This is a genomic window from Bradyrhizobium sp. 61, assembly GCF_023073075.1.
In the GTDB taxonomy this organism is placed as follows: domain Bacteria; phylum Pseudomonadota; class Alphaproteobacteria; order Rhizobiales; family Xanthobacteraceae; genus Bradyrhizobium; species Bradyrhizobium barranii.
Window position 1 is genome coordinate 197,079 of sequence record NZ_JADPIU010000011.1, and the last position, 19,335, is coordinate 216,413.

Annotated in this window: 19 protein-coding genes and 2 pseudogenes; 19 read left to right on the plus strand and 2 right to left on the minus strand. The window is 62.9% G+C overall.

Features of this window, described 5'->3' with window-relative positions; all coding sequences use genetic code 11:
* The 12 genes and pseudogenes from IVB46_RS05835 (at position 1) to IVB46_RS05890 (ending at position 12,348) form a co-directional block, all read left to right on the plus strand.
* Positions 1-809, plus strand: a pseudogene (locus tag IVB46_RS05835) (sugar phosphate nucleotidyltransferase).
* Complete coding sequence (locus IVB46_RS05840; protein ID WP_247303042.1) at positions 806-1,570, plus strand: TIGR04290 family methyltransferase; 765 nt, start codon at positions 806-808, stop codon at positions 1,568-1,570. Before IVB46_RS05835 ends, IVB46_RS05840 begins: the two are co-directional and overlap by 4 nt.
* A complete protein-coding gene (locus tag IVB46_RS05845; RefSeq protein WP_247303044.1) occupies positions 1,570-2,520 on the plus strand; it encodes a beta-xylosidase in 951 nt (316 codons plus the stop codon). Before IVB46_RS05840 ends, IVB46_RS05845 begins: the two co-directional genes overlap by 1 nt.
* Positions 2,521-2,781: 261 nt before the next feature.
* Positions 2,782-3,174: pseudogene (locus IVB46_RS45065) on the plus strand (hypothetical protein).
* A 204-nt stretch (positions 3,175-3,378) separates the two neighbouring features.
* Positions 3,379-4,491 (plus strand): NAD-dependent epimerase/dehydratase family protein, encoded by a 1,113-nt coding sequence (locus tag IVB46_RS05855; protein ID WP_247303048.1) that lies wholly within the window; start codon positions 3,379-3,381, stop codon positions 4,489-4,491.
* Entirely contained in the window at positions 4,491-5,549 is a 1,059-nt protein-coding gene (locus IVB46_RS05860; protein WP_247303049.1) for an NAD-dependent epimerase/dehydratase family protein, read from the plus strand. The genes IVB46_RS05855 and IVB46_RS05860 overlap by 1 nt, the downstream gene beginning before the upstream one ends.
* Complete coding sequence (locus IVB46_RS05865) at positions 5,546-6,832, plus strand: TIGR04295 family B12-binding domain-containing radical SAM protein (RefSeq protein ID WP_247342272.1); 1,287 nt, start codon at positions 5,546-5,548, stop codon at positions 6,830-6,832. The genes IVB46_RS05860 and IVB46_RS05865 overlap by 4 nt, the downstream gene beginning before the upstream one ends.
* Complete coding sequence (locus IVB46_RS05870; protein WP_247303053.1) at positions 6,829-7,941, plus strand: glycosyltransferase family 4 protein; 1,113 nt, start codon at positions 6,829-6,831, stop codon at positions 7,939-7,941. Before IVB46_RS05865 ends, IVB46_RS05870 begins: the two co-directional genes overlap by 4 nt.
* Positions 7,938-9,065 carry a glycosyltransferase gene (locus IVB46_RS05875; protein WP_247303055.1) on the plus strand — a complete coding sequence of 376 codons (1,128 nt, stop codon included), beginning with the start codon at positions 7,938-7,940 and terminating at the stop codon, positions 9,063-9,065. Before IVB46_RS05870 ends, IVB46_RS05875 begins: the two co-directional genes overlap by 4 nt.
* Positions 9,062-10,150: a glycosyltransferase gene (locus IVB46_RS05880; protein ID WP_247303058.1), complete on the plus strand. Its 1,089-nt coding sequence runs from the start codon at positions 9,062-9,064 to the stop codon at positions 10,148-10,150. The genes IVB46_RS05875 and IVB46_RS05880 overlap by 4 nt, the downstream gene beginning before the upstream one ends.
* Positions 10,147-11,271 (plus strand): glycosyltransferase, encoded by a 1,125-nt coding sequence (locus IVB46_RS05885; RefSeq protein ID WP_247303060.1) that lies wholly within the window; start codon positions 10,147-10,149, stop codon positions 11,269-11,271. The genes IVB46_RS05880 and IVB46_RS05885 overlap by 4 nt, the downstream gene beginning before the upstream one ends.
* Before the next feature lie 12 nt (positions 11,272-11,283).
* The gene (locus IVB46_RS05890) at positions 11,284-12,348 is read left to right on the plus strand and encodes a UDP-glucuronic acid decarboxylase family protein (RefSeq protein WP_247303061.1); all 1,065 of its coding nucleotides are present in this window, start codon (positions 11,284-11,286) and stop codon (positions 12,346-12,348) included.
* A gap of 191 nt (positions 12,349-12,539) precedes the next feature.
* On the opposite strand, the gene IVB46_RS05895 is transcribed toward IVB46_RS05890, so the two are convergent.
* Both IVB46_RS05895 and IVB46_RS05900 read right to left on the minus strand, forming a co-directional pair.
* Positions 12,540-13,004: a metallophosphoesterase family protein gene (locus tag IVB46_RS05895; RefSeq protein WP_247303063.1), complete on the minus strand. Its 465-nt coding sequence runs from the start codon at positions 13,002-13,004 to the stop codon at positions 12,540-12,542.
* Between the two features lie 35 nt (positions 13,005-13,039).
* The gene (locus IVB46_RS05900; protein ID WP_247303065.1) at positions 13,040-13,234 is read right to left on the minus strand and encodes a hypothetical protein; all 195 of its coding nucleotides are present in this window, start codon (positions 13,232-13,234) and stop codon (positions 13,040-13,042) included.
* A gap of 188 nt (positions 13,235-13,422) precedes the next feature.
* Between IVB46_RS05900 and IVB46_RS44835 the strand changes: the two genes are divergently transcribed.
* From IVB46_RS44835 to IVB46_RS05930, 7 genes are all read left to right on the plus strand, one after another.
* Positions 13,423-13,545: a hypothetical protein gene (locus IVB46_RS44835; protein WP_256468544.1), complete on the plus strand. Its 123-nt coding sequence runs from the start codon at positions 13,423-13,425 to the stop codon at positions 13,543-13,545.
* A 163-nt stretch (positions 13,546-13,708) separates the two neighbouring features.
* Positions 13,709-14,626 carry a cytochrome c oxidase subunit II gene (gene coxB / locus IVB46_RS05905; RefSeq protein WP_247303066.1) on the plus strand — a complete coding sequence of 306 codons (918 nt, stop codon included), beginning with the start codon at positions 13,709-13,711 and terminating at the stop codon, positions 14,624-14,626.
* Between the two features lie 2 nt (positions 14,627-14,628).
* Positions 14,629-16,536 carry a cytochrome c oxidase subunit I gene (ctaD, locus tag IVB46_RS05910; RefSeq protein ID WP_247303106.1) on the plus strand — a complete coding sequence of 636 codons (1,908 nt, stop codon included), beginning with the start codon at positions 14,629-14,631 and terminating at the stop codon, positions 16,534-16,536.
* Positions 16,533-17,132 (plus strand): cytochrome c oxidase subunit 3, encoded by a 600-nt coding sequence (locus IVB46_RS05915; protein WP_247303068.1) that lies wholly within the window; start codon positions 16,533-16,535, stop codon positions 17,130-17,132. Before ctaD ends, IVB46_RS05915 begins: the two co-directional genes overlap by 4 nt.
* Positions 17,129-17,482 (plus strand): hypothetical protein, encoded by a 354-nt coding sequence (locus IVB46_RS05920; RefSeq protein ID WP_247303070.1) that lies wholly within the window; start codon positions 17,129-17,131, stop codon positions 17,480-17,482. Before IVB46_RS05915 ends, IVB46_RS05920 begins: the two co-directional genes overlap by 4 nt.
* Entirely contained in the window at positions 17,470-18,393 is a 924-nt protein-coding gene (locus tag IVB46_RS05925; RefSeq protein WP_247303072.1) for a cytochrome c oxidase assembly protein, read from the plus strand. The genes IVB46_RS05920 and IVB46_RS05925 overlap by 13 nt, the downstream gene beginning before the upstream one ends.
* A gap of 75 nt (positions 18,394-18,468) precedes the next feature.
* Positions 18,469-19,260 (plus strand): heme-binding protein, encoded by a 792-nt coding sequence (locus tag IVB46_RS05930; RefSeq protein ID WP_247303074.1) that lies wholly within the window; start codon positions 18,469-18,471, stop codon positions 19,258-19,260.
* Positions 19,261-19,335 lie beyond the last annotated feature (75 nt).

A 19,335-nucleotide genomic window follows, 5' to 3' on the forward strand; every position in this document is an offset into this window, starting at 1 on the left:
ATGTGGGGACTTGTCCCAGCTGCCCCCGCGGCGGCCGCATCCAGCCGCTCGCCTTTTCTAAAGAGCCGCCCCCCGTCGGCAGCCGCGGCGATGACGGCAACGCGCGTCCTTACGCGATCTCCGAGTATCTCGTGGAGCGCTTGATCCTGGGCGGGCCCGACAAGATCTGCTTCGTCATCTTGCCCGGCAAATCCGACTTTCTCAAATATTTCGGCGACCATTACGACAGCGCCCAGCTCGCCTACGTGGTGCAGCCGGAGCCCCTCGGCCTGTGCGATGCCCTGTTCAGGGCGAGTACGGTCGTCGGCAGAGACGATGACGTGATTGTTGGGCTGCCCGACACGGTGTGGCTTGCCGCCGCTGCCCTGCGCGCGCTGCCGGGCGCCGATCTGTCGTTCCTGCTGTTTCCCGTAGGGCATCCCGAATTCTTCGATGCCGTGGTGCTTGATGGCGATCGTGTGACCGAAATCCAGGTCAAAAAACCCAACGCAACCTCGACATGGATATGGGGAGCGTTCCGGATGTCCGCACGGGGCTTTCGTGAGCTGCAGGCGTTTTGGACCAAGCGTGACCGCTGCGACGAGTATTTTGGAACGTTGGTCAATGCCTACCTCGCTGCCGGCGGCCGCGGCACCGGCTTGAAGGCCGGCGAGTCCTATGTCGATGTCGGCACGATCGATGGCTATCGCACGGCGATGGCGCTGCTTGCCGACACCGGTGCCGAGGATGCGCGTTCGCGCCTTTGCGCCGGTGCATCGGCTGAGGCTATTCCGGCTGCGTCCATGACGAACGACGGAGTGATCGCATGAACCGACCGGCCCTTTCCCGTGACGAAATTCGCCGGCGCGTCGATGCGCTCGGCCCGTGGTTTCACAATCTCGATCTCGACGGCGTCCCGACCGCGCCGGCGCATTTTCTCGGCGACTATCCGAACGTCAAATGGCGGCGTTTCTCGGAAACTATCCCGGACCGGCTCGAAGGCAAGACCGTGCTGGATATCGGCTGCAACGCCGGCTTCTACGCGATGGAATTGAAGCGGCGTGGCGCCGAGCGCGTGCTTGGCCTGGACATCGACGAAGAATATTTGGCGCAGGCTCGTTTCGCCGCCGAAGTCAACGGACTCCGCATCGAATTCCGCGAGATGTCCGCGTACGACGTGGGGCAGCTCCGCGAAAAGTTCGATCTGGTGATCTTCATGGGCGTGCTCTATCACCTGCGCCATCCCCTGCTCGCCCTCGACCTGATCCACGAACATGTCGCCGGTGATCTCCTGCTGTTTCAGTCGATGCAGCGCGGCGACAGCCACATCGAGCCGATCGAGAAGAATTACGACTTCTGGACCAAGGATCAATTCGACGCTCCAGGTTATCCCAAGCTTCACTTCGTCGAGCACAAATATGCCGACGATCCCACGAACTGGTGGGTCCCAAATCGTGCGTGCGTGGAAGCCATGCTTCGCAGCTCCGGCTTTGCCATCACGGCGCATCCCGAAGACGAGGTTTATCTCTGCAAGCGAACGGAGCGGCCGCAGGCCGATGGCCCCGTCTACCCATCGAGGAAGGTTTGCTGATGATCGAAGCTGCCAAGATCTGGAACGAGCCGAACAACAAATCACATTGGGACCTCCTGATCGATCCGGACTGGGCGATGTTCGCCGACACCGCGATTGCCGCGGGCAAGGCCATTCGCACGGCACATCCGACCCTGCCGCGCGTGCTGGGTGGCATATCGCCGATCGATCCATCTTTCATCCGGAACATGCAGGTCCGCGGCGTTCTCGATCATGTCGATGCAGTGGCGGTGCACGGCTTTCCGCTCGACTGGAATCTCTGGCAGATCGGCGAATGGCCGAACAAGCTCGACGAGATCAAGGCAGTGACCTCGCTCCCAGTCTGGGTTACAGAAGTCGGCGTTTCATCGTTCGGTGCTGAAGAGGTCCAGGCTTGGGGCCTGTCGCGCGCCGCCGAGCTCCTGATTGGCCGCGCGCCGCGGATCCACTGGTACAGCCTCTACGACCTGCCCACCGCCTGGGAGGCGACGACCCGGCACAAGGAAGCCGAAGGCTCCTCCTACTACCGGCATTTCCACATGGGGCTGCTGCGGGAAGATGGCGCGCCAAAGGCCGCACTGGACAAGTTCGGGCAATACGCGCGTGACCTCGGACTCTGCCAGTGGTTTCATTACAAAGATCATCGTCTGCACGAGGCCGCGGTTTGGATGCGCCGCCTTGGCGTGACACATCTCCGTACGGGATTGTCCTGGGCCGACAGCTTCCGTCCCAACGCCCTTGATTGGTTCGATCGCCAGATGGACGCTCTGGCCGAATTCCAGGTCACCGTGACATTCTGCTTCACGCCGGAACATCGCGGGGTCGCGCCTCATCACACCAGCCCGCCAAAGGATGTGAACGAGTTCGCCGATTTTTGCGCCCAGATGGTCGAACGCTATTGCACCAGGACCGGGCTGGCACCCTCTGCTTCACCGCAACCGCCCAGGACGGAGCCGACATGCGTGCTCTAATCCTGGTGATGGATTCCGTCGGCGTCGGCGCTGTGCCTGACGCTGCGCGCTATGGCGGCACAGCAGACAACGCAAGTCGGGAGGCCGCTCCGCGTTCCTAACCGGGTCGCGCTCGGTCTCGGCCAAGCCTGCCAACTCGCCACCTGGCGCACACCGCCGGGCCTCGCGGTCCAGGCCGGGATCTCGCAATCTGGATGTGCGAGCGAGATATCGAAAGGCAAGGACACCCCTACCGCGGGACCGGACGGAATATGCGAGGCCATGGCAACGACGCCCTCTTTTGATGCTATCCTTGATGGACTGGATGGCCTGGCGGAGGGTGGACTGTTGTTTGCCAGCTTCGTCGACTTCGATACGACCTATGGTCATCGTAGGGACGTGGCCGGATATGCCGCGGCCTTCGAAGGATTCGATGCAGGACTGCCGCAACTGCCCGATCAGTTGCGAAGCGATGATCTATTGCTCATGACCGCGGATCACGGCTGCGATCCCACCTGAGCCGGCACTGATCACACGCGCGAACAGGTCCCTGTTCTCGTGGCGAATGCCAGACGCTCTCATCGCCTCGGTCGGCACACCAGCTTTGCAGATGTTGGCGCAACTGTCGCAAGACCTCTCGCGTTGCCAGTGCTGCTCCACGGCACGAGTTTTTAGAATCTGCGCTCGGCGATTCACCCAGATTATTGATCCAGGTTAGAGAAATGTTTGTTTGTACATTTTGCAGGAACCAACATTCCTTGCTCCGCTTCTACCTTCGAACGCGACCGGCGCGCAGGTCGTCCGACCGATAGCAGAGCGCGCTTCCACACTCATACAGACCGATCCCGCGGGATCGGTCTCATGCGCACGGAGCGGTGAATGACCCGAGTATTGATCACGGGCGGTGCGGGCTTCATCGGATCGCATGCGGCCGATGGTCTGTTGGCGGCCGGCTATGAGGTCAGACTGCTCGACAATCTCTCGCCACAGGTTCACGGCGGCAACCGTCAGCGGCCCTCTTATCTCGCCGCCGATGCGGAGCTCGTCGTTGGAGACGTGACTGACGCCAACGCCGTCGAACAGGCTCTGCGAGGGGCCGACATGGTCCTGCATCTCGCCTCAGCAGTGGGCGTCGGCCAGAGCATGTACGACATCGAGCCCTACGTCAGGACCAACGAGGTCGGCACTGCCGTACTGGTGCAGGCGTTGTCAAAGCGTCCAGTCGAACGGCTGGTTGTAGCCTCCTCGATGAGCATCTATGGCGAAGGCCTTTATCGCAGCGCCGATAATAGCGTGATCGCCTGTGATGAACGGCCGATCGAACAGCTTCGCCGCGGCGATTGGGAGTTGCATGACACGGCAGGCGATGCCCTCGAACCCGTTCCCACTCCCGAGACCAAGCAGCCTTCGCTGAGTTCGATCTATGCGCTGAACAAATATGCGCAGGAGCGGATGTGCCTGATCACGGGCAAAGCCTACGGCATTCCGACCTTGGCGCTGCGCTTCTTCAACGTGTTCGGTCCTCGCCAGGCCCTGTCCAATCCCTATACCGGAGTGCTCGCGATCTTTGCCGCCCGGCTGCTCAATGGACGACAGCCGCTCGTCTTCGAGGACGGCCTTCAGCGCCGCGATTTCGTTCATGTGCATGACGTCGCTCGTGCGTGCCGCATGGCGCTAGAGGTTAATCACGCCCAGGACGTCTTTAACATCGGATCGGGCCAGAGCCGCAATATCCTATCGGTCGCGCAGGATCTCGCTGACGTGATGGGACGGCCTGACATCGAACCCGAGATCACCCGGAAATATCGCGCAGGCGACATCCGGCACTGCTTCGCCGACATCGGAAAATCTCGCGATGTGCTCGGGTTCGTGCCGCAGGTCGAATTCAGGGACGGGCTCGACGAACTTGCAGAATACCTCGCCGACCAGATCGCAGACGATCAGGCCGAGCGGGCAACCAGCGAGCTGTTGCAACGAGGATTGGTTGCGTGATGACTGACAACAGACCCGTCCTGATCACTGGCGGCTGCGGTTTCATCGGCTGCAACCTAGCCGATCGACTCGCCGAACGAGGTCAAAACGTCCTGGTTTTGGACAATCTCGCCCGCGCCGGGGTGCGCGAAAATGCGCAATGGCTCAAGTCCAGGCACGGAGACCGGGTGGCGGTCACAATTGCCGATATACGCGATCCGATTCCCGTCATCGACGCCGTACGCGACGCCCGCGCAGTGCTGCACCTTGCGGCGCAGGTCGCCGTCACTGACAGCGTGAGCGATCCCGCTTCTGATTTTGAGATCAATGCGCGCGGTACGTTGAATGTACTCGAGGCCGTGCGCCTGCATAATCGGGCGGCGCCGGTGATCTTCGCCTCGACCAACAAGGTGTACGGTCGCCTGATCGAGGACAGCGCGATCACGCCGGCCGGCCGGCGCTATGCGCCGAAGAGTGATCTCTTGGCTGCCGGCGTTTCCGAAGGCACCCCACTCGACTTCTACAGTCCCTATGGTTGCTCAAAGGGCACGGCGGACCAGTACGTTCACGATTACGCCCGCGTATTCGGCCTTCGTACAGTTGTTATGCGCATGAGCTGCATCTACGGTCCGCGCCAGTTCGGCACCGAAGATCAAGGCTGGATTGCGCACTTCCTGCTGAGCGCGATTCGAGGTAATCCGCTCACGATCTATGGAGACGGCAAGCAGGTTCGCGACGCGCTCCATGTTTCGGATGCGGTCGGCGCCTGGCTCGCGGCGCTCGACCGCATCGATCTGGTACAGGGGCGTGTGTTCAATCTTGGCGGCGGTCCTGGCAACGCGATCAGCCTACTGGAGTTGATCGACCAGATCGGTAACCTGACCGGTAGAGGCGTTGCCTACAGCTTCGCTGACTGGCGTCCCGGCGATCAGCCCTGGTACATCACGGATACCAGCGCCCTTTCCGACGCGCTCGGTTGGGCGTCCAAGGTCGAGATTACGGAAGGCCTCCGCTCGCTCCACACTTGGCTGCATAGCCGCTTCGGATCGTCAGACGGCAGCCGCGAGGCCATGGCATGACCCGTGTCGCCCTCATCAATCCCAATTGGGAGTTCGGCGGCAGCATCTATTTCGGCTGCCGATCGCCTCACCTGCCGCTCGAGCTTGGCATTTCCGAGCATTACCTGAAGGCGGCTGGACACGAGACGCTGCTGGTCGATGCGCACATGTTCCATCTGTCGCTCGCGGACATTGAGGCAGAGCTCCGCGCGTTCGGTCCGGATCTGGTCGCCATGACCACAGCTCCAACCTACCTGTTCTGGCGTTGCGCTCCCCCTGAGCTTCGCGTGCCGCAGCAGCTCGCGCGTGCGGTTCGAGACCTCGCACCGGTCCTGGTTGCGGTCGGTCCTCACGGCTCGACCACGCCGAGGGCGGCGCTGAAGAAGCTCGGTGCCGACATTGTCCTGATGGGCGAGTGCGAGATTTCGTTGCTTCGCCTGGCCAACGGCGAACGCGACCTTGCCGGCCTTTGCTTTACAGACGGAACTTCCGTCCGAATCAATGGTGGGCCACAGGCTGCGCGCTTCACGGATCAGCCGCCGCTGCGCTGGCCTGACGAGATGATCCGCCGGCATCATCACCACCATCACCGCTTCGAAGCCGAGCCGCTTGCTCCCGGCGCCGAAATCGAGGCGTCACGCGGCTGTCCTTACAGCTGCACGTTTTGCGCCAAGGACAATTTCCGCAACGCCTATCGCAAGCGTCCGCCCGCCGTCGTACTCGACGAAATCGACGGCCTCCGCCGGCAGGGCGTCGAATACGTCTACTTCATCGACGAGATCTTTCTGCCGAACGCCGAGCTGCTGCAAGAGCTGACCACGCGGGGGCTGAAATTCGGCGTGCAGACGCGGATCGATCTTTGGAAGCCGGAGATGCTGGCCCTGCTCGGCCGCGCCGGTTGCGTTTCGATCGAAGCCGGGATCGAGAGCCTAACGGTTGAGGGGCGCGCCGCGCTTGCCAAGAATTGCAAGATGACGACCGATCAGCTCGCCGAGCGTCTGGCCGAAGCGCGTCGTCACGTTCCCTTCGTGCAAGCCAACCTGATTGAAATGCCCGAGGACGACGATCCAGTCGTGCAGCGCTGGCGCCGCCAGATGCAGGACGCCGGTGTCTGGGCCAACGACCCCGTGCCACTCTATCCGTATCCGGGATCTCCGGACTATCGCAAATTGTGGGGTGAGCCCGACGACTTCGCCTGGGAGCGCGCGCATCAACATTATCTTGCGATGTTCGACCGGTTCAGCGACGTCCAGAACGATCGCCCCGTCCCGCTCGATGCGCTCGAACTCCAGGTGGCGCCATGAGCCGCAACTCGAACATCAGGCTCATGATGACCACCGACACCGTGGGAGGCGTGTGGACCTATTCCCGCGGTCTCGCCTTCGATCTCGCCAAGGCGGGTGTCGAGGTCACCCTGGTGACGATGGGTCCTCGCGCGCGGACAGACGAGCGGGACCGGCTGCAGCGGTCCCGCGTGCGCCTGATCGAGACGGACCTCGCGCTCGAGTGGCAGGATCCGGAAGGCCGGAATGTGGCCGACGCGAGCCGCGTGCTGGCCGGCCTAGAGGCCAAGCTCAGGCCGGACGTCGTTCACCTCAACGGCTTCCGCGAAGCGTGTTTCGGCTGGGATGCGCCGACGGTGCTCGTCGCGCATTCCTGCGTCAATTCCTGGGCGCGGGCGTGCCGGGACACGGCGTGGCTCGAGGAGCCGCGATGGCGCCGTTATACCGAGCGCGTTGCTGCGGCTCTCGACGAGGCGCAGGCCTGGGTCTGCCCAAGTCAATTCTTCCACGACCTGATCAGCGAGCTCTACCATCCTCCCTCCAGAGGCACGGTGATCTGGAACGGGATCGCGCCAGGCGATTTCGTCGGGAGAAAACAGGACCTGATCCTCGCGGCCGGAAGGCTTTGGGACCGCGCCAAGAACATCGAAACTATCGCGGCCGCAGCGCATGGACTGACCTGGCCTGTCGAGGTCGCAGGCCCCGTCGATGCACGGCCGCCAGCTTCTGTAAGCTGGCTTGGACACTTGCCGCACGAGGCCATGCACGCCCGCCTGCGGCATACCGCAATTTTCGTCAGTCCAGCGCTCTACGAGCCGTTCGGCCTGTCTGTTCTGGAGGCCGCAACAGCGGGTTGCGCTCTCGTCCTGTCCGACATCCCGACATTTAGAGAATTGTGGGCTGGTGCCGCCATGTTCGTCGACCCGGCCGACGCCGACGCGCTGCATCGTGCGCTCGCCGGTCTCTGCGCCGACGGGCGCGAGCGCACGCGGCTGCAGCGCGCCGCCTATGAGCATTCCCTGACCTATTCGCAGGCACGAATGACCAGCGCTTATTTGACACTCTACGAAGGCCTGCTCACCTCGCACCGTGCCAACACCACAGAGAACAAAATCAAGGTGCTGGCATGAGATGCATCCTGTTCTACCATGCGTTCACCTCGTGCTGGAACAATGGCAACGCACACTTTCTCCGTGGCTACGCCCGCGAACTGGCCGCGCTGGGTCATAAGGTCGTCGTGTTCGAGCCGATCGACGGCTGGAGCCGATTGAATGCCATGCGAGAAGGCGGTCCGCACGCCCTGGACGAGATCCCGTCGCTGCTGCCCGGGATCGATATCCGCCGCTATGATGCCTTCCTCGATCTCGACAATGCCACTGACGGCGCTGATCTTGTGATCGTCCATGAGTGGAATTCGCCCGACCTTATCGCGCAGCTGGGGCGCAGGCGAGCGCAAGGTGCTCCCTGCACGCTGCTGTTTCACGATACCCACCACCGCGCGGTCAGTGCCCCGGACGAACTCGCGCAGATCAACCTTGATGAATTCGATGGCGTACTTGCCTTCGGCGAGGTGCTTCGGCAGATCTACCTGAAGCTCGGATGGGCGGATCGCGCCTTCACCTGGCACGAGGCGGCGGATACCGCCCTGTACCATCCGCTGCCGGATATCGCGCGCACCGACGATCTGATCTGGATCGGCAATTGGGGCGATGGCGAGCGCGGCGCCGAACTCAACGAGTTCCTGGTTGAACCGGTCGCAGACTTGAAGCTCCGGGCAAGCATCTACGGTGTCCGTTACTCCGAAGCGGCGCTCGATACTATTCGGGCGGCCGGTATCCGGTACGGCGGCTGGCTGCCGGCACATTGGGCTCCCGCAGCCTTTGCCAGCGCAGGCACCACGGTGCATGTGCCGCGGGCGCCCTATGTCCGTTCTCTTCCGGGGATACCTACCATCCGCGTGTTCGAAGCGATGGCGTGCGGCATCCCCCTGATCTCCGCGCCGTGGTCCGATACGGAAGGCCTGTTCCCCGCAGGCGCCTATCTCAGCGTTGCCGATGGCGGGCAGATGAGACGGGCATTGCGCACGCTCCTGGATGACCGCGAGATGTCATCCGCAATGGTGCAAACCGGGCTCCGTGTGATCAGCGAAAAGCACACCTGCCGTCATCGGGCGCAACAGCTGCTTGATATCGTCGAGCACATCCGGGCCCAGGGCCAGCCGCAGCGCAAGCCAGACATCGGAGCCGTTGCATGAAGATATGCTTCTTCGGATCGAGCCTCGTGTCGTCCTACTGGAACGGCGCCGCGACCTATTATCGTGGCATGCTGAAGGAACTCGCGGCGCTCGGCCACGACGTCACGTTCTTCGAGCCGGACGCGTTTGAACGCCAGGCGCATCGCGATATCGACGACCCCAACTGGGCACGGGTGGTCGTCTATCCGGCAACAGCGGAGGGCTGGCAACGCAGTCTTGATGCGGCCGCCAGATCTGCGGACATGCTGATCAAGGCCAGCGGGGTCGGCGTCTTCGACGAGGGGCTCGAGATCGCGGCCGCGACGATCCCGTCGAGAGCCATGCGCATCTATTGGGATGTCGACGCGCCCGCCACGCTCGAAGCGATGGAGGCGAACCCGCAGCATCATCTGCGTCGCGCCATTGCGTCCTACGACATGGTGCTGACTTATGGCGGCGGCGACCCGGTCGTGTCCGCGTATCGCGCCATGGGCGCCCGAGACTGCGTTTCGATCTACAATGCACTCGATCCGGCCACGCACTTTCCGGCGCCGCGAATTCCACGGTTCAGTTGCGATCTCAGCCTGCTTGCCAACCGGCTCCCCGACCGCGAGCAGCGCGTCGAGCGCTTCTTCATCGAGGTCGCGCGTCTCCTGCCGGAAAAATCCTTCGTGCTCGGCGGCTCCGGCTGGGAGACCAAGGACACGCCCGCCAATCTGCGCAAGGTCGGACACGTCGGCACCGCCGATCACAACGGCTTCTTCGGCTCGGCTCTTGCCACGCTCAACGTCAATCGCGACAGCATGGCCCGCTACGGCTTCTCGCCACCGACTCGCGTGTTCGAGGCCATCGGCGCCGGCGCCTGCCTCATCACCGACCAATGGGACGGCATCGACCATTTCCTCGAACCGGGCCGGGAGGTCTTGGTCGCGGCGACAGCAGCGGAGGTGGCGGAACACATCAACACTCTGACGCCCGATCGCGCTCGGGCAATCGCCGGCTGCGCCCGCGCGCGCATCCTCGATCACCACACCTACCGGCATCGCGCGCGCCAGTTCAACGAACTCTTTGTCGGAAGCAGCTCACGCATCGAGGCAGCAGAATGAACCTCAACATCGTCGTCATCGGTCTTTCGGTCACATCCTCATGGGGCAACGGTCATGCCACGACCTACCGCGCCTTGATCGAAGCCCTGGCACAGCGAGGCCACCGCGTCAGCTTCCTCGAGCGCGACGTTGCCTGGTATCGGGATCATCGCGATCTGGTCAGTCCGTCCGCGTGGAACGTCCACCTCTACCAATCGCTCAGCGACATCCCATCCCGCTTCGGATCGCTCATCCGCGCTGCCGATCTGGTGATGGTCGGCTCGTACGTGCCTGATGGCATGGCGATTTCCGACTGGGTGACGAGCCAAGCTCGGGGAATTACGGCCTTCTACGACATCGATACGCCGGTCACGCTGTCTCGCCTCGAGCAAGGGCTGGACTACCTATCTGCGGCAATGATCCCGCGCTTCGACCTGTATCTTTCCTTTAGCGGCGGCCCGGTCCCGCAGATGATCGAGGAGAATTACGGCAGCCCGCTGGCGCGCGTTCTCTACTGTAGCGCCGACACGAAGCTCTATGCGCCGAGGCAGGCGGAGCGGAAATGGTCGTTGGGTTACCTCGGAACCTACAGCGACGACAGGCAGCCTGTTCTCGAGGAATTGCTTCTGGCTCCTGCCCAAGCCCTCCCGACCGAGCAATTCGTGGTCGCTGGCGCGCAGTACCCGGAGCATATCGTCTGGCCCGACAATTTAACCCGCATCGAGCATCTCACGCCTCAGCACCATCCGACGTTCTATTCCGAACAGCGTTTCACCCTGAATGCGACCCGCAGCGATATGCGCGCCCTCGGCTTCTCGCCGAGCGTTCGTCTGTTCGAAGCGGCAGCCTGCGGAACACCGATCATCTCGGACCGATGGCCGGGCATTGATACGATATTCGAGCCGTCGTCTGAAATCCTCATCGCCTCGGCGCCAAACGAGGTGGTCGAGATCTTGCGGGACATGCCTGAAGAACGCCGGCGCGCGATTGCGGAGAACGCGAGAAAGCGCGTTCTTGCCGATCACACTTCAGAGCACCGGGCGCAGCAACTGGAAACATATTATTTGGAGGCTTCCGCGCAGCGCCATCTGAAATCAAAGAGGCTGCCTGAAATCCGGCCGGTGCAGGTCGCCGAGCTCTGAAGGGAGATGACCATGACGTTCCAGACTCGCATTCGTGCCCCGCGCCCGACCTCGACGGCGCTGATCGCAGGCGGCGCCGGCTTTATCGGCTCGCATCTGTGTGATGCGCTTCTACAGCGCGGGAACAGGGTCATTTGTCTCGACAATCTGTTCACCGGCACCATCGCGAACATCCGGCCACTGCTCAATCATCCGAACTTTCGATTCATTGAGCACGACGTACGCGAGCCGCTGAAGATCGACGAGACCGTCGATCGGATCTACAGTCTCGCTTGCCCGGCGTCGCCGCGCCATTATCAGAGGGATCCGATCGGCACGATGAACACCTGCGTGATCGGCACCATGAACATGCTCGAGCTTGCGCGCCGAAAATCGTCGTGCGTGCTTCAGGCCTCCACCAGCGAAGTGTACGGCGACCCTGAAATCCACCCTCAGCCGGAATCTTACCTCGGCAATGTCAATCCAATCGGTCCACGCGCCTGTTACGACGAGGGCAAGCGCGCAGCAGAGACGCTGATGTTCGACTACCACCGGCAGCACGGAGTCGAGATCAAGGTCGCGCGCATCTTCAATACCTATGGACCACGCATGCTCGAGAACGATGGGCGGGTCGTCTCGAACTTCATCGTACAGGCCCTGCGGGGCGAACCGATCACGATCTACGGCCGCGGGACCCAGACCAGGAGCTTCTGTTTCGTCGACGACCTCGTGCGCGGATTGCAGCTTCTGATGGAGAGCCCCGCCGCGGTCACGGGGCCGTGCAACCTGGGAAACCCGCATGAGGTCACGATCGAAGCGATCGCCCGCGAAGTTCTGTCGTACACCCGTTCGACCTCTCCACTCCGATTCGAGGCGCTGCCCAAGGACGACCCCAAGCGTCGTAAGCCCGTCATCGACATCGCCGAGCGGTCGCTGGGATGGCGTCCGCGCGTGCCGCTGAAGGACGGCCTACAGGCGACGATCGCCTATTTTGCCCTTCGCATTGCGACAGATGCGCCGGTGCTGACGCCGGCGATCGCCGCGGGCAGGACGGGCCGTACGGCACGCGGACGACTGACGCTTGCGAAGCGCACGTGATGACGTTCTAAAAACATTCGAAACAACCCCATGCACAGTAGCCGTGACAGGCAAAATCAATGACTTGATAGATATCTTGCGGATTTTGCGAAGTCTGCTTGTCGCGTCGGGCAAAACAGGAGCATGATGTCATTCTCGCTCGCTGCCGCTTGAACCGGCCAGCCTGATCATCGACAGGACCTGGCGCGCGGTCAGCCAAGGTCGTGGATGACGGGACTAAGGGGCGCGCCCTTGCCCAATTCGAGCGTTGCCAATGTGATCGGCAACTTGAAGCGCCGCCGCCCGGCGCTGCCGGGATTGAGGTAAAGCACGCCGTCCCGTGTGCTGATCTGCACACGATGGGAATGGCCCGACACCACGATGTCGATGCCGAGATCAGCCGGGACGACGTTCAGAGCGTTGAGGTCATGCAAAATGTAGAAGCAGTGGCCGCCGACGCGCAAGGTTTCAGTCTCAGGGTAGGATTTTGCCCACCCGGCGCGGTCGACATTTCCCCTGATCGCAGTGACCGGCGCAATTCGGCGAAGCGCCGTCACGACCTCGGAAGCGCCGATGTCGCCGGCATGAATGATATGGGAAACGCCTGCGAAGCAGTGCTCCACCTCCGGCCTCAGCAGTCCATGCGTGTCGGAGATCACACCGATGGTCAACGACATGCGAGAATCAAACCTTGTCGGAGAGCGTTTTCGGATCAAACCTCAGTGCAGGATATCCAGAGGCACCCGGGCACCCGGCCGATCGCCTCGCCATCCTGGTTCGTCACCAGGATGGCGAAGTGGCGCCCTCGAAGCTCGGGACGCTCCTTCGACAGACGCCGTGCAATCTCTTCAGCAACATCCAGCGCCTGAATGTCGTCCGGCAGCTCAGCGCCCCCCTCGTCGGTCACTGTCCTGGAATCCACCAAATTAAAATGATAGCGCGGCACGTTCAACCCGTCGAGTTTGCTGTCAGGAACGCCCGCTCTCCCGGCTTCGTTCCGGCCCGGGCGCGGCACTGACGGCCAGTCATCTCAGAACAGGAACCTCTCAGTCGCCGCAATATTGCAGAAGCGGAGATCGACCGAGGAGCCAAGACATGCTGGAAGAGCTGCGCGTGCTTGCCCAACCCGGCGCTATGATCGCCGTGGTTGCCATCCTGCTACTGATGGCCGCTGGCGATGCAGCGATTTTTATCGCCGCCCGAGGCTGGCCGTTCTAGCGGCCCCCGATTAGGAACCTTTGTAGGATTGGCCGGTTCCGCCTCCTGAAGCGGAGTACGGCGAGCGTCGATGCCAGTCTGGGTGCGAAGGATTCTCACACTAAGCACAACCTGGCCGCTCGCCGCATGCGCGGGCCAGCAGTCCGCCCTCGACCCACAGGGATTGCAATCCGAGCAGATCCGGTCGACGTTTTTCATCTTCCTCGCCGTTGCGGCAATCGTCTGGATCGCGGTCGTGCTCGTCCTCGGCGTGGGAATGGTGCGCCGGAAGCGCGTGTCCGACGCGCCGCTCGACCTCCACCAAGCCTTCGAGGACCGTGCAGGCCGCCTCATCCTGGGGCTCGGCATTGCCACCACCGCGATCGTGCTCGGCCTCTCCTTTGTCAGCTATGCCGGCCAGCGCACCGTTTTCGCCAAGGACGAGAATGCCCTCACGTTGAAGATCATCGGCCACCAATGGTGGTGGGAGGTCCGCTATGAGTCCGCCAGTCCGCATCAGAGTTTCGTCACTGCCAACGAGATCAGGATCCCGACTGGCAAGCCGGTGAAAGTCGAGCTGGAATCGGCCGACGTGATCCACAGCTTCTGGGTGCCGGCCCTGACTGGTAAGATGGACCTCATCACCGGGCAGAAGAACGAGCTGCAATTCACGGCAAAGAATGCAGGTGTTTATAGTGGACAATGCGCCGAGTTCTGCGGGCTCCAGCACGCCCATATGGCCTTTGCCGTCATCGCCTTGCCGCCGGACGAATTCGGCCGGTGGCGGGATCGTCAGAACCAGAGCGCGCAGAGCCCTGCGGATCAGCTCGGCAGGCAGGGCGAGGCGCTGTTCCGCGCGCGCGGCTGCGCACTGTGCCACAACATCAGCGGCACGCCAGCCGGCGGGCAGCTCGGCCCGGATCTCACCCATGTCGGCAGCCGCACGACCATCGCGGCAGGAACGCTGCCGAACACCCCGGCGACGCTCGGCGCCTGGATTTCCGATCCCCAGCACATCAAGCCGGGCAATCTCATGCCGAAGATGCCGCTGCAATCGGACGAGCTCATCGCGATCCTTCACTATCTGGAGCAGCTCAGGTGAGCATGGCCGCTGAACCCAACGAGTTGCGTGACGACGTCCTGAACGGATTCCAGCTCTCCACCCAGCTGGAGCGTATCTGGCGCACGCCGTCCGGGCTGCTCGGCGCGCTCATGTCGGTCGACCACAAGGTCATCGGGCGCCGCTACATCGTAACCGCGTTCGTGTTCCTGCTTCTCGGCGGCGTTCTCGCGATCCTGATGCGCATTCAGCTGGCCGGACCGGAGCAGACCTTCCTCTCCGCAGACAAGTATAACCAGATCTTCACGATGCACGGCTCCACGATGATGTTCCTGTTCGCCGTGCCGGTGATGGAGGCGTTCGCCGTCTACCTCGTGCCGCTGATGGTCGGCACGCGCAACATCGCCTTCCCGCGCCTGAATGCCTTCAGCTACTGGATGTTCCTGTTCGGAGGCTGCTTCCTCTGGATCTCCTTTGCACTCAACGTTGGTCCCGACGTCGGCTGGTTTGCCTATGTCCCGCTCTCCTCGCTGCAATACACGCCGACGAAGCGCCCGGACGTCTGGGCTCAGATGATCACCTTCACCGAAGTCGCGGCGCTGGCGGTTTCCGTCGAGATCGTGGTGACTGTGTTCAAGCTCCGCGCGCCCGGCATGACGCTCGATCGCATTCCGCTCTTCGTGTGGGCGATGCTGGTCACGAGCTTCCTGGTGATGTTTGCGATGCCATCGATCATGGTCGCGTCGACCTCGCTGATCCTGGATCGCCTGGTCAACACCCGCTTTTACGATTCCTCGTCCGGCGGGCACCCCCTGCTCTGGCAGCATCTGTTCTGGTTCTTCGGCCATCCGGAGGTCTACATCATCTTCATCCCGGGTACCGGCATGGTCTCGGCGATCCTCACGACCTTCGCGCGCCGGCCGGTGATCGGCTATCCCGTCGTCATTCTCTCCTTGATCGCGACCGGCTTCCTGTCGTTCGGTCTGTGGGTCCACCACATGTTCGTAACGGGCCTGCCCCAGCTTGGCGCCGGCCTGTTCACGGCGTCCAGCATGCTGATCGCGGTGCCGAGCGGGCTCCAGATCTTCTGCTGGCTGGCGACGCTCTGGGACGGGCGGCCGGTCTACCGGACGCCGCTGTTGTTCGTGATCGGCTTCATCGTGATCTTCGTGCTCGGAGGCCTGTCAGGCGTGATGGTCGCCTCGGTCCCGATCGACACCCAGGTGCACGACACCTACTTTGTCGTCGCTCATTTTCACTATGTGCTGATCGGCGGCGCCGTCTTCCCGTTGATTGGCGCGGTCTACTACTGGTTTCCCAAGATCACCGGACGCATGCTGAGCGAACGGCTTGGCCGCTGGAATTTCTGGCTCGCCTTCGTCGGCTTCAACGTCGCGTTCTTTCCGATGCATATCCTCGGGCTGATTGGGATGCCGCGTAGGGTCTACACCTACACCGCCGACATGGACTTGGCGCATCTGAACCTGTTGTCCAGCGGCGGCGCCTTCCTGTTCGCGCTCAGTTTCGCGCTGCTGCTCGTCAATGTCATCTACAGCCTCCGCAAGGGGGAGCTTGCAGGCGACAATCCCTGGGATGCGTCGACGCTGGAATGGGCGACCGCCTCGCCGCCGCCGCCGCAGAATTTCGACCGCATTCCCGTCGTCAATCACCGTGATCCGCTGTGGGCCAACAGCGAAAGCCTGCCCGTGGTCGCGGGCCTGAGCGCAGAGCGGCGTGAAGTGCTGCTGACCTCACTTGCGGAAGCCGAGCCACAAATTCGCGAGGCTTCACCCGAGCCGAGCATCTGGCCACTGCTCGCGGCGATCGCGACCACGATCTTCTTCATCGGATCTATCTTCACGCCCTGGGCCGTGCTGTGGGGCACGCCGCCGATGGCGATCGCCCTGATCGGCTGGTTCTGGCCAACCGGCAGCAAGGAGGACGAGGCGTGAGACAGACCATCGTGCGCGACGTCTCGGACCTGCCGACCTACGGCTTCGGACCGCGGAGCGGCCCCTGGTGGGGCGCGATGGGCTTCATGGCGCTGGAAGGCATGGGCTTCGCCATTGCCATCGGGGCCTATCTCTATCTCTATGCCGTCAATCCGAGCTGGCCGATCGGTGCGTCGCCGCCCGATCTCTGGCCAGGCACGGCCGAGACCGTGCTCTATCTGCTCAGCATCGTCCCGAATGAATATGCCAACCGCGCGGCGCATCGGCATGACCTCCCCAGGGTCCGTGTCGGCCTGATCGTGATGTCACTAATCGGCATTGCGCTGCTGGTGCTCCGCGGCTTCGAATTCGCGCATCTCAACACCCGCTGGGACAATTCCGCCTACGGGTCCATCGTCTGGCTCATCCTTGGACTGCACACCACGCATCTGGCGACCGATCTCGGCGACACCGTCGTTCTTGCGGTGCTGATGTTCACGCGACACGCAAAGCCCCGGCGGTTCAGCGACGTCACCGACAACGTGTTCTACTGGAATTTCGTCGTGCTCGCCTGGCTGCCGCTGTACGTCCTGCTCGATTGGGTGCCGCGCCTATGACCGACGCTGACGGACGCTCCCGACTGCTCTATTGGGCCGGCGTTGCAATGGGACCCCTTGCATGGGGGATCAATTTGCAAGGCGTCTACGCGTTGGCGCACTTCTCCTGCGAGAACACCAGAGTCAGCGGTGCGATGCTGAGCTGCGTGCTGGCGATCGTCGCCCTCGCGGGCACGGCCATATCGGCCCGCGCGGTTCGGCGAGGAGCCAGGGCTGAATGGGCCGATGCACAAGGCGGGGGGCCGCGAACGTTCATGGCCTGGCTCGGAGTCGGCAGCGGCGTGCTGTTCGCGGTCGTGATTGCGAACCAGCTCGCCGCCTCGCTGATGATCAGCCCATGCCTGCGCTGAGGGTTGCGACACTGTTGATCGCGCTGCTTGGGCAGCCGGCGTTTGCCCACGGCATCTCCGATGTCGATTCCGGATCGCTCTGGAGCTACGACCCCTGGCTCCTCGCGCCGCTCTACGCGGTCGGCATCGGCTTCTATGTGGGAACGCAGCGGCTGTGGCGACATGCGGGAGGCGGCCGGGGCGTCAGCTTCCGCAAGGTCGGCGCGTTCTGGACCGGCTGGCTGGTCACGGCGCTTGCCACGACGTCGCCGCTGCACTGGCTGGGCGAACGCCTCTTCACCGCCCACATGGTCGAGCACGAATTGCTGATGGTCGTCGCCGCGCCGCTGATGGCCTATGCGCGGATCAACGGGCCCCTGTTGTGGTGCGTGCCGTCGTCATTTCGACGGGCAACCGGCCGGTTTCTCAATCGGCCGATATTGGCCGTGCCATGGCGCTTCATCAGCCATCCCGTCACGGCGACGACGCTTCACGGCGCCGCGCTGTGGGCCTGGCATGTCCCGCCCCTGTATGCCCAGGCGTTGGAAAATCCTGCGGTGCATCGTCTCCAGCACATCAGCTTCTTTGCCACCGCGCTGTTGTTCTGGTGGGTGCTGCTCTACGGCCGCGGACAGGACCGCAGCAGCCGCGTCCGCGACGGCATCGCGATCGGCTGTCTCTTCATCACCATCCTGCATTCGGGCGTGCTCGGCGCCCTGCTGACCGTATCGCCGCGGCTCTGGATTCCAGCTCAGGGCGCATTTGCCGGAGAATTCGGCCTGTCGCCGCTTGAAGATCAGCAACTCGCGGGCATCCTGATGTGGGTGCCGATGGGCACACTGTACACGGGCGCGGCGCTGTTCTTCGCTTATCGCTGGCTGACGGCGAACGATACTCATACGCGCCTGTCGCTCGCGCGAAATGCCGGCTGAGAGGCTGCCTTTTCATAGGAACCGCAGGTTCGAGTCCGACGTTCGCCTGCCAAACGTCAGATCCCCGGAGGCGATATGGGAAAACTCTCCGTCATGGCGGCCGCTGCATTTGCAGCCGCGGCATCTTCGCTGCCGATAACCTCCTTGGCACAGGACCAGCCCCATCCGGAGCTGTCCTGTCCGATAGACCATGACCAGCTCGCCGACACGCTCAGGAAGAACGTGAAGCCGGGCGGCGGCCCGAGCAACGGCGGATTTGACAATAACGAGTGGGCCGCCGTCGTTAATCGGCAGGGCATCGTCTGCGCAGTCGCCTACAGCGGCGGCAAGGTCGACGACCAATGGCTGGGCAGCCGGGCCATCGCAGCCGAGAAGGCCAACACGGCGAATGCATTCAGCCTGAAGGACAAGGCGATGGCGACGGCCAATCTCTATGCCGGCGCGCAACCGGGCGGGTTCCTGTTCGGCGCGGCGCTCAGCAACCCGCCGTCCCCGGAGGTCCTGTACGCGGGACCACCGGAGGAATTCGGCACGGCCCGCGATCCGATGGTGGGCAAGCCGGTCGGCGGCGTGATCGTGTTCGGAGGCGGGCTGGCACTGTATGACGGCAACGGCATCACGGGCGCGTTGGGCGTCAGCGGCGACAGCTCCTGCGCAGATCATAACGTGGCCTGGCGCGTGCGCCACCAGCTCGGGCTCGACCGCGTGCCGGCCGGCGTCAGTCCCAACATGAAGGACGCGATCATCTATGACATCGGACCGGACGGCAAAAGCCTGTCGGGATTTGGTCACCCCAAATGTAACGGCAGGGAAGATCAGATCGCAGTCGATCTCGGTGCCGGGGTCTCGGGCAACGTGGTGAGATAGCCGCCTCTGCCTTTTGGAACCAAGCGGAGGCGCAAGGTTTGTACGTTCGCAAACCGGCCTGCAGCGCGGCACGGC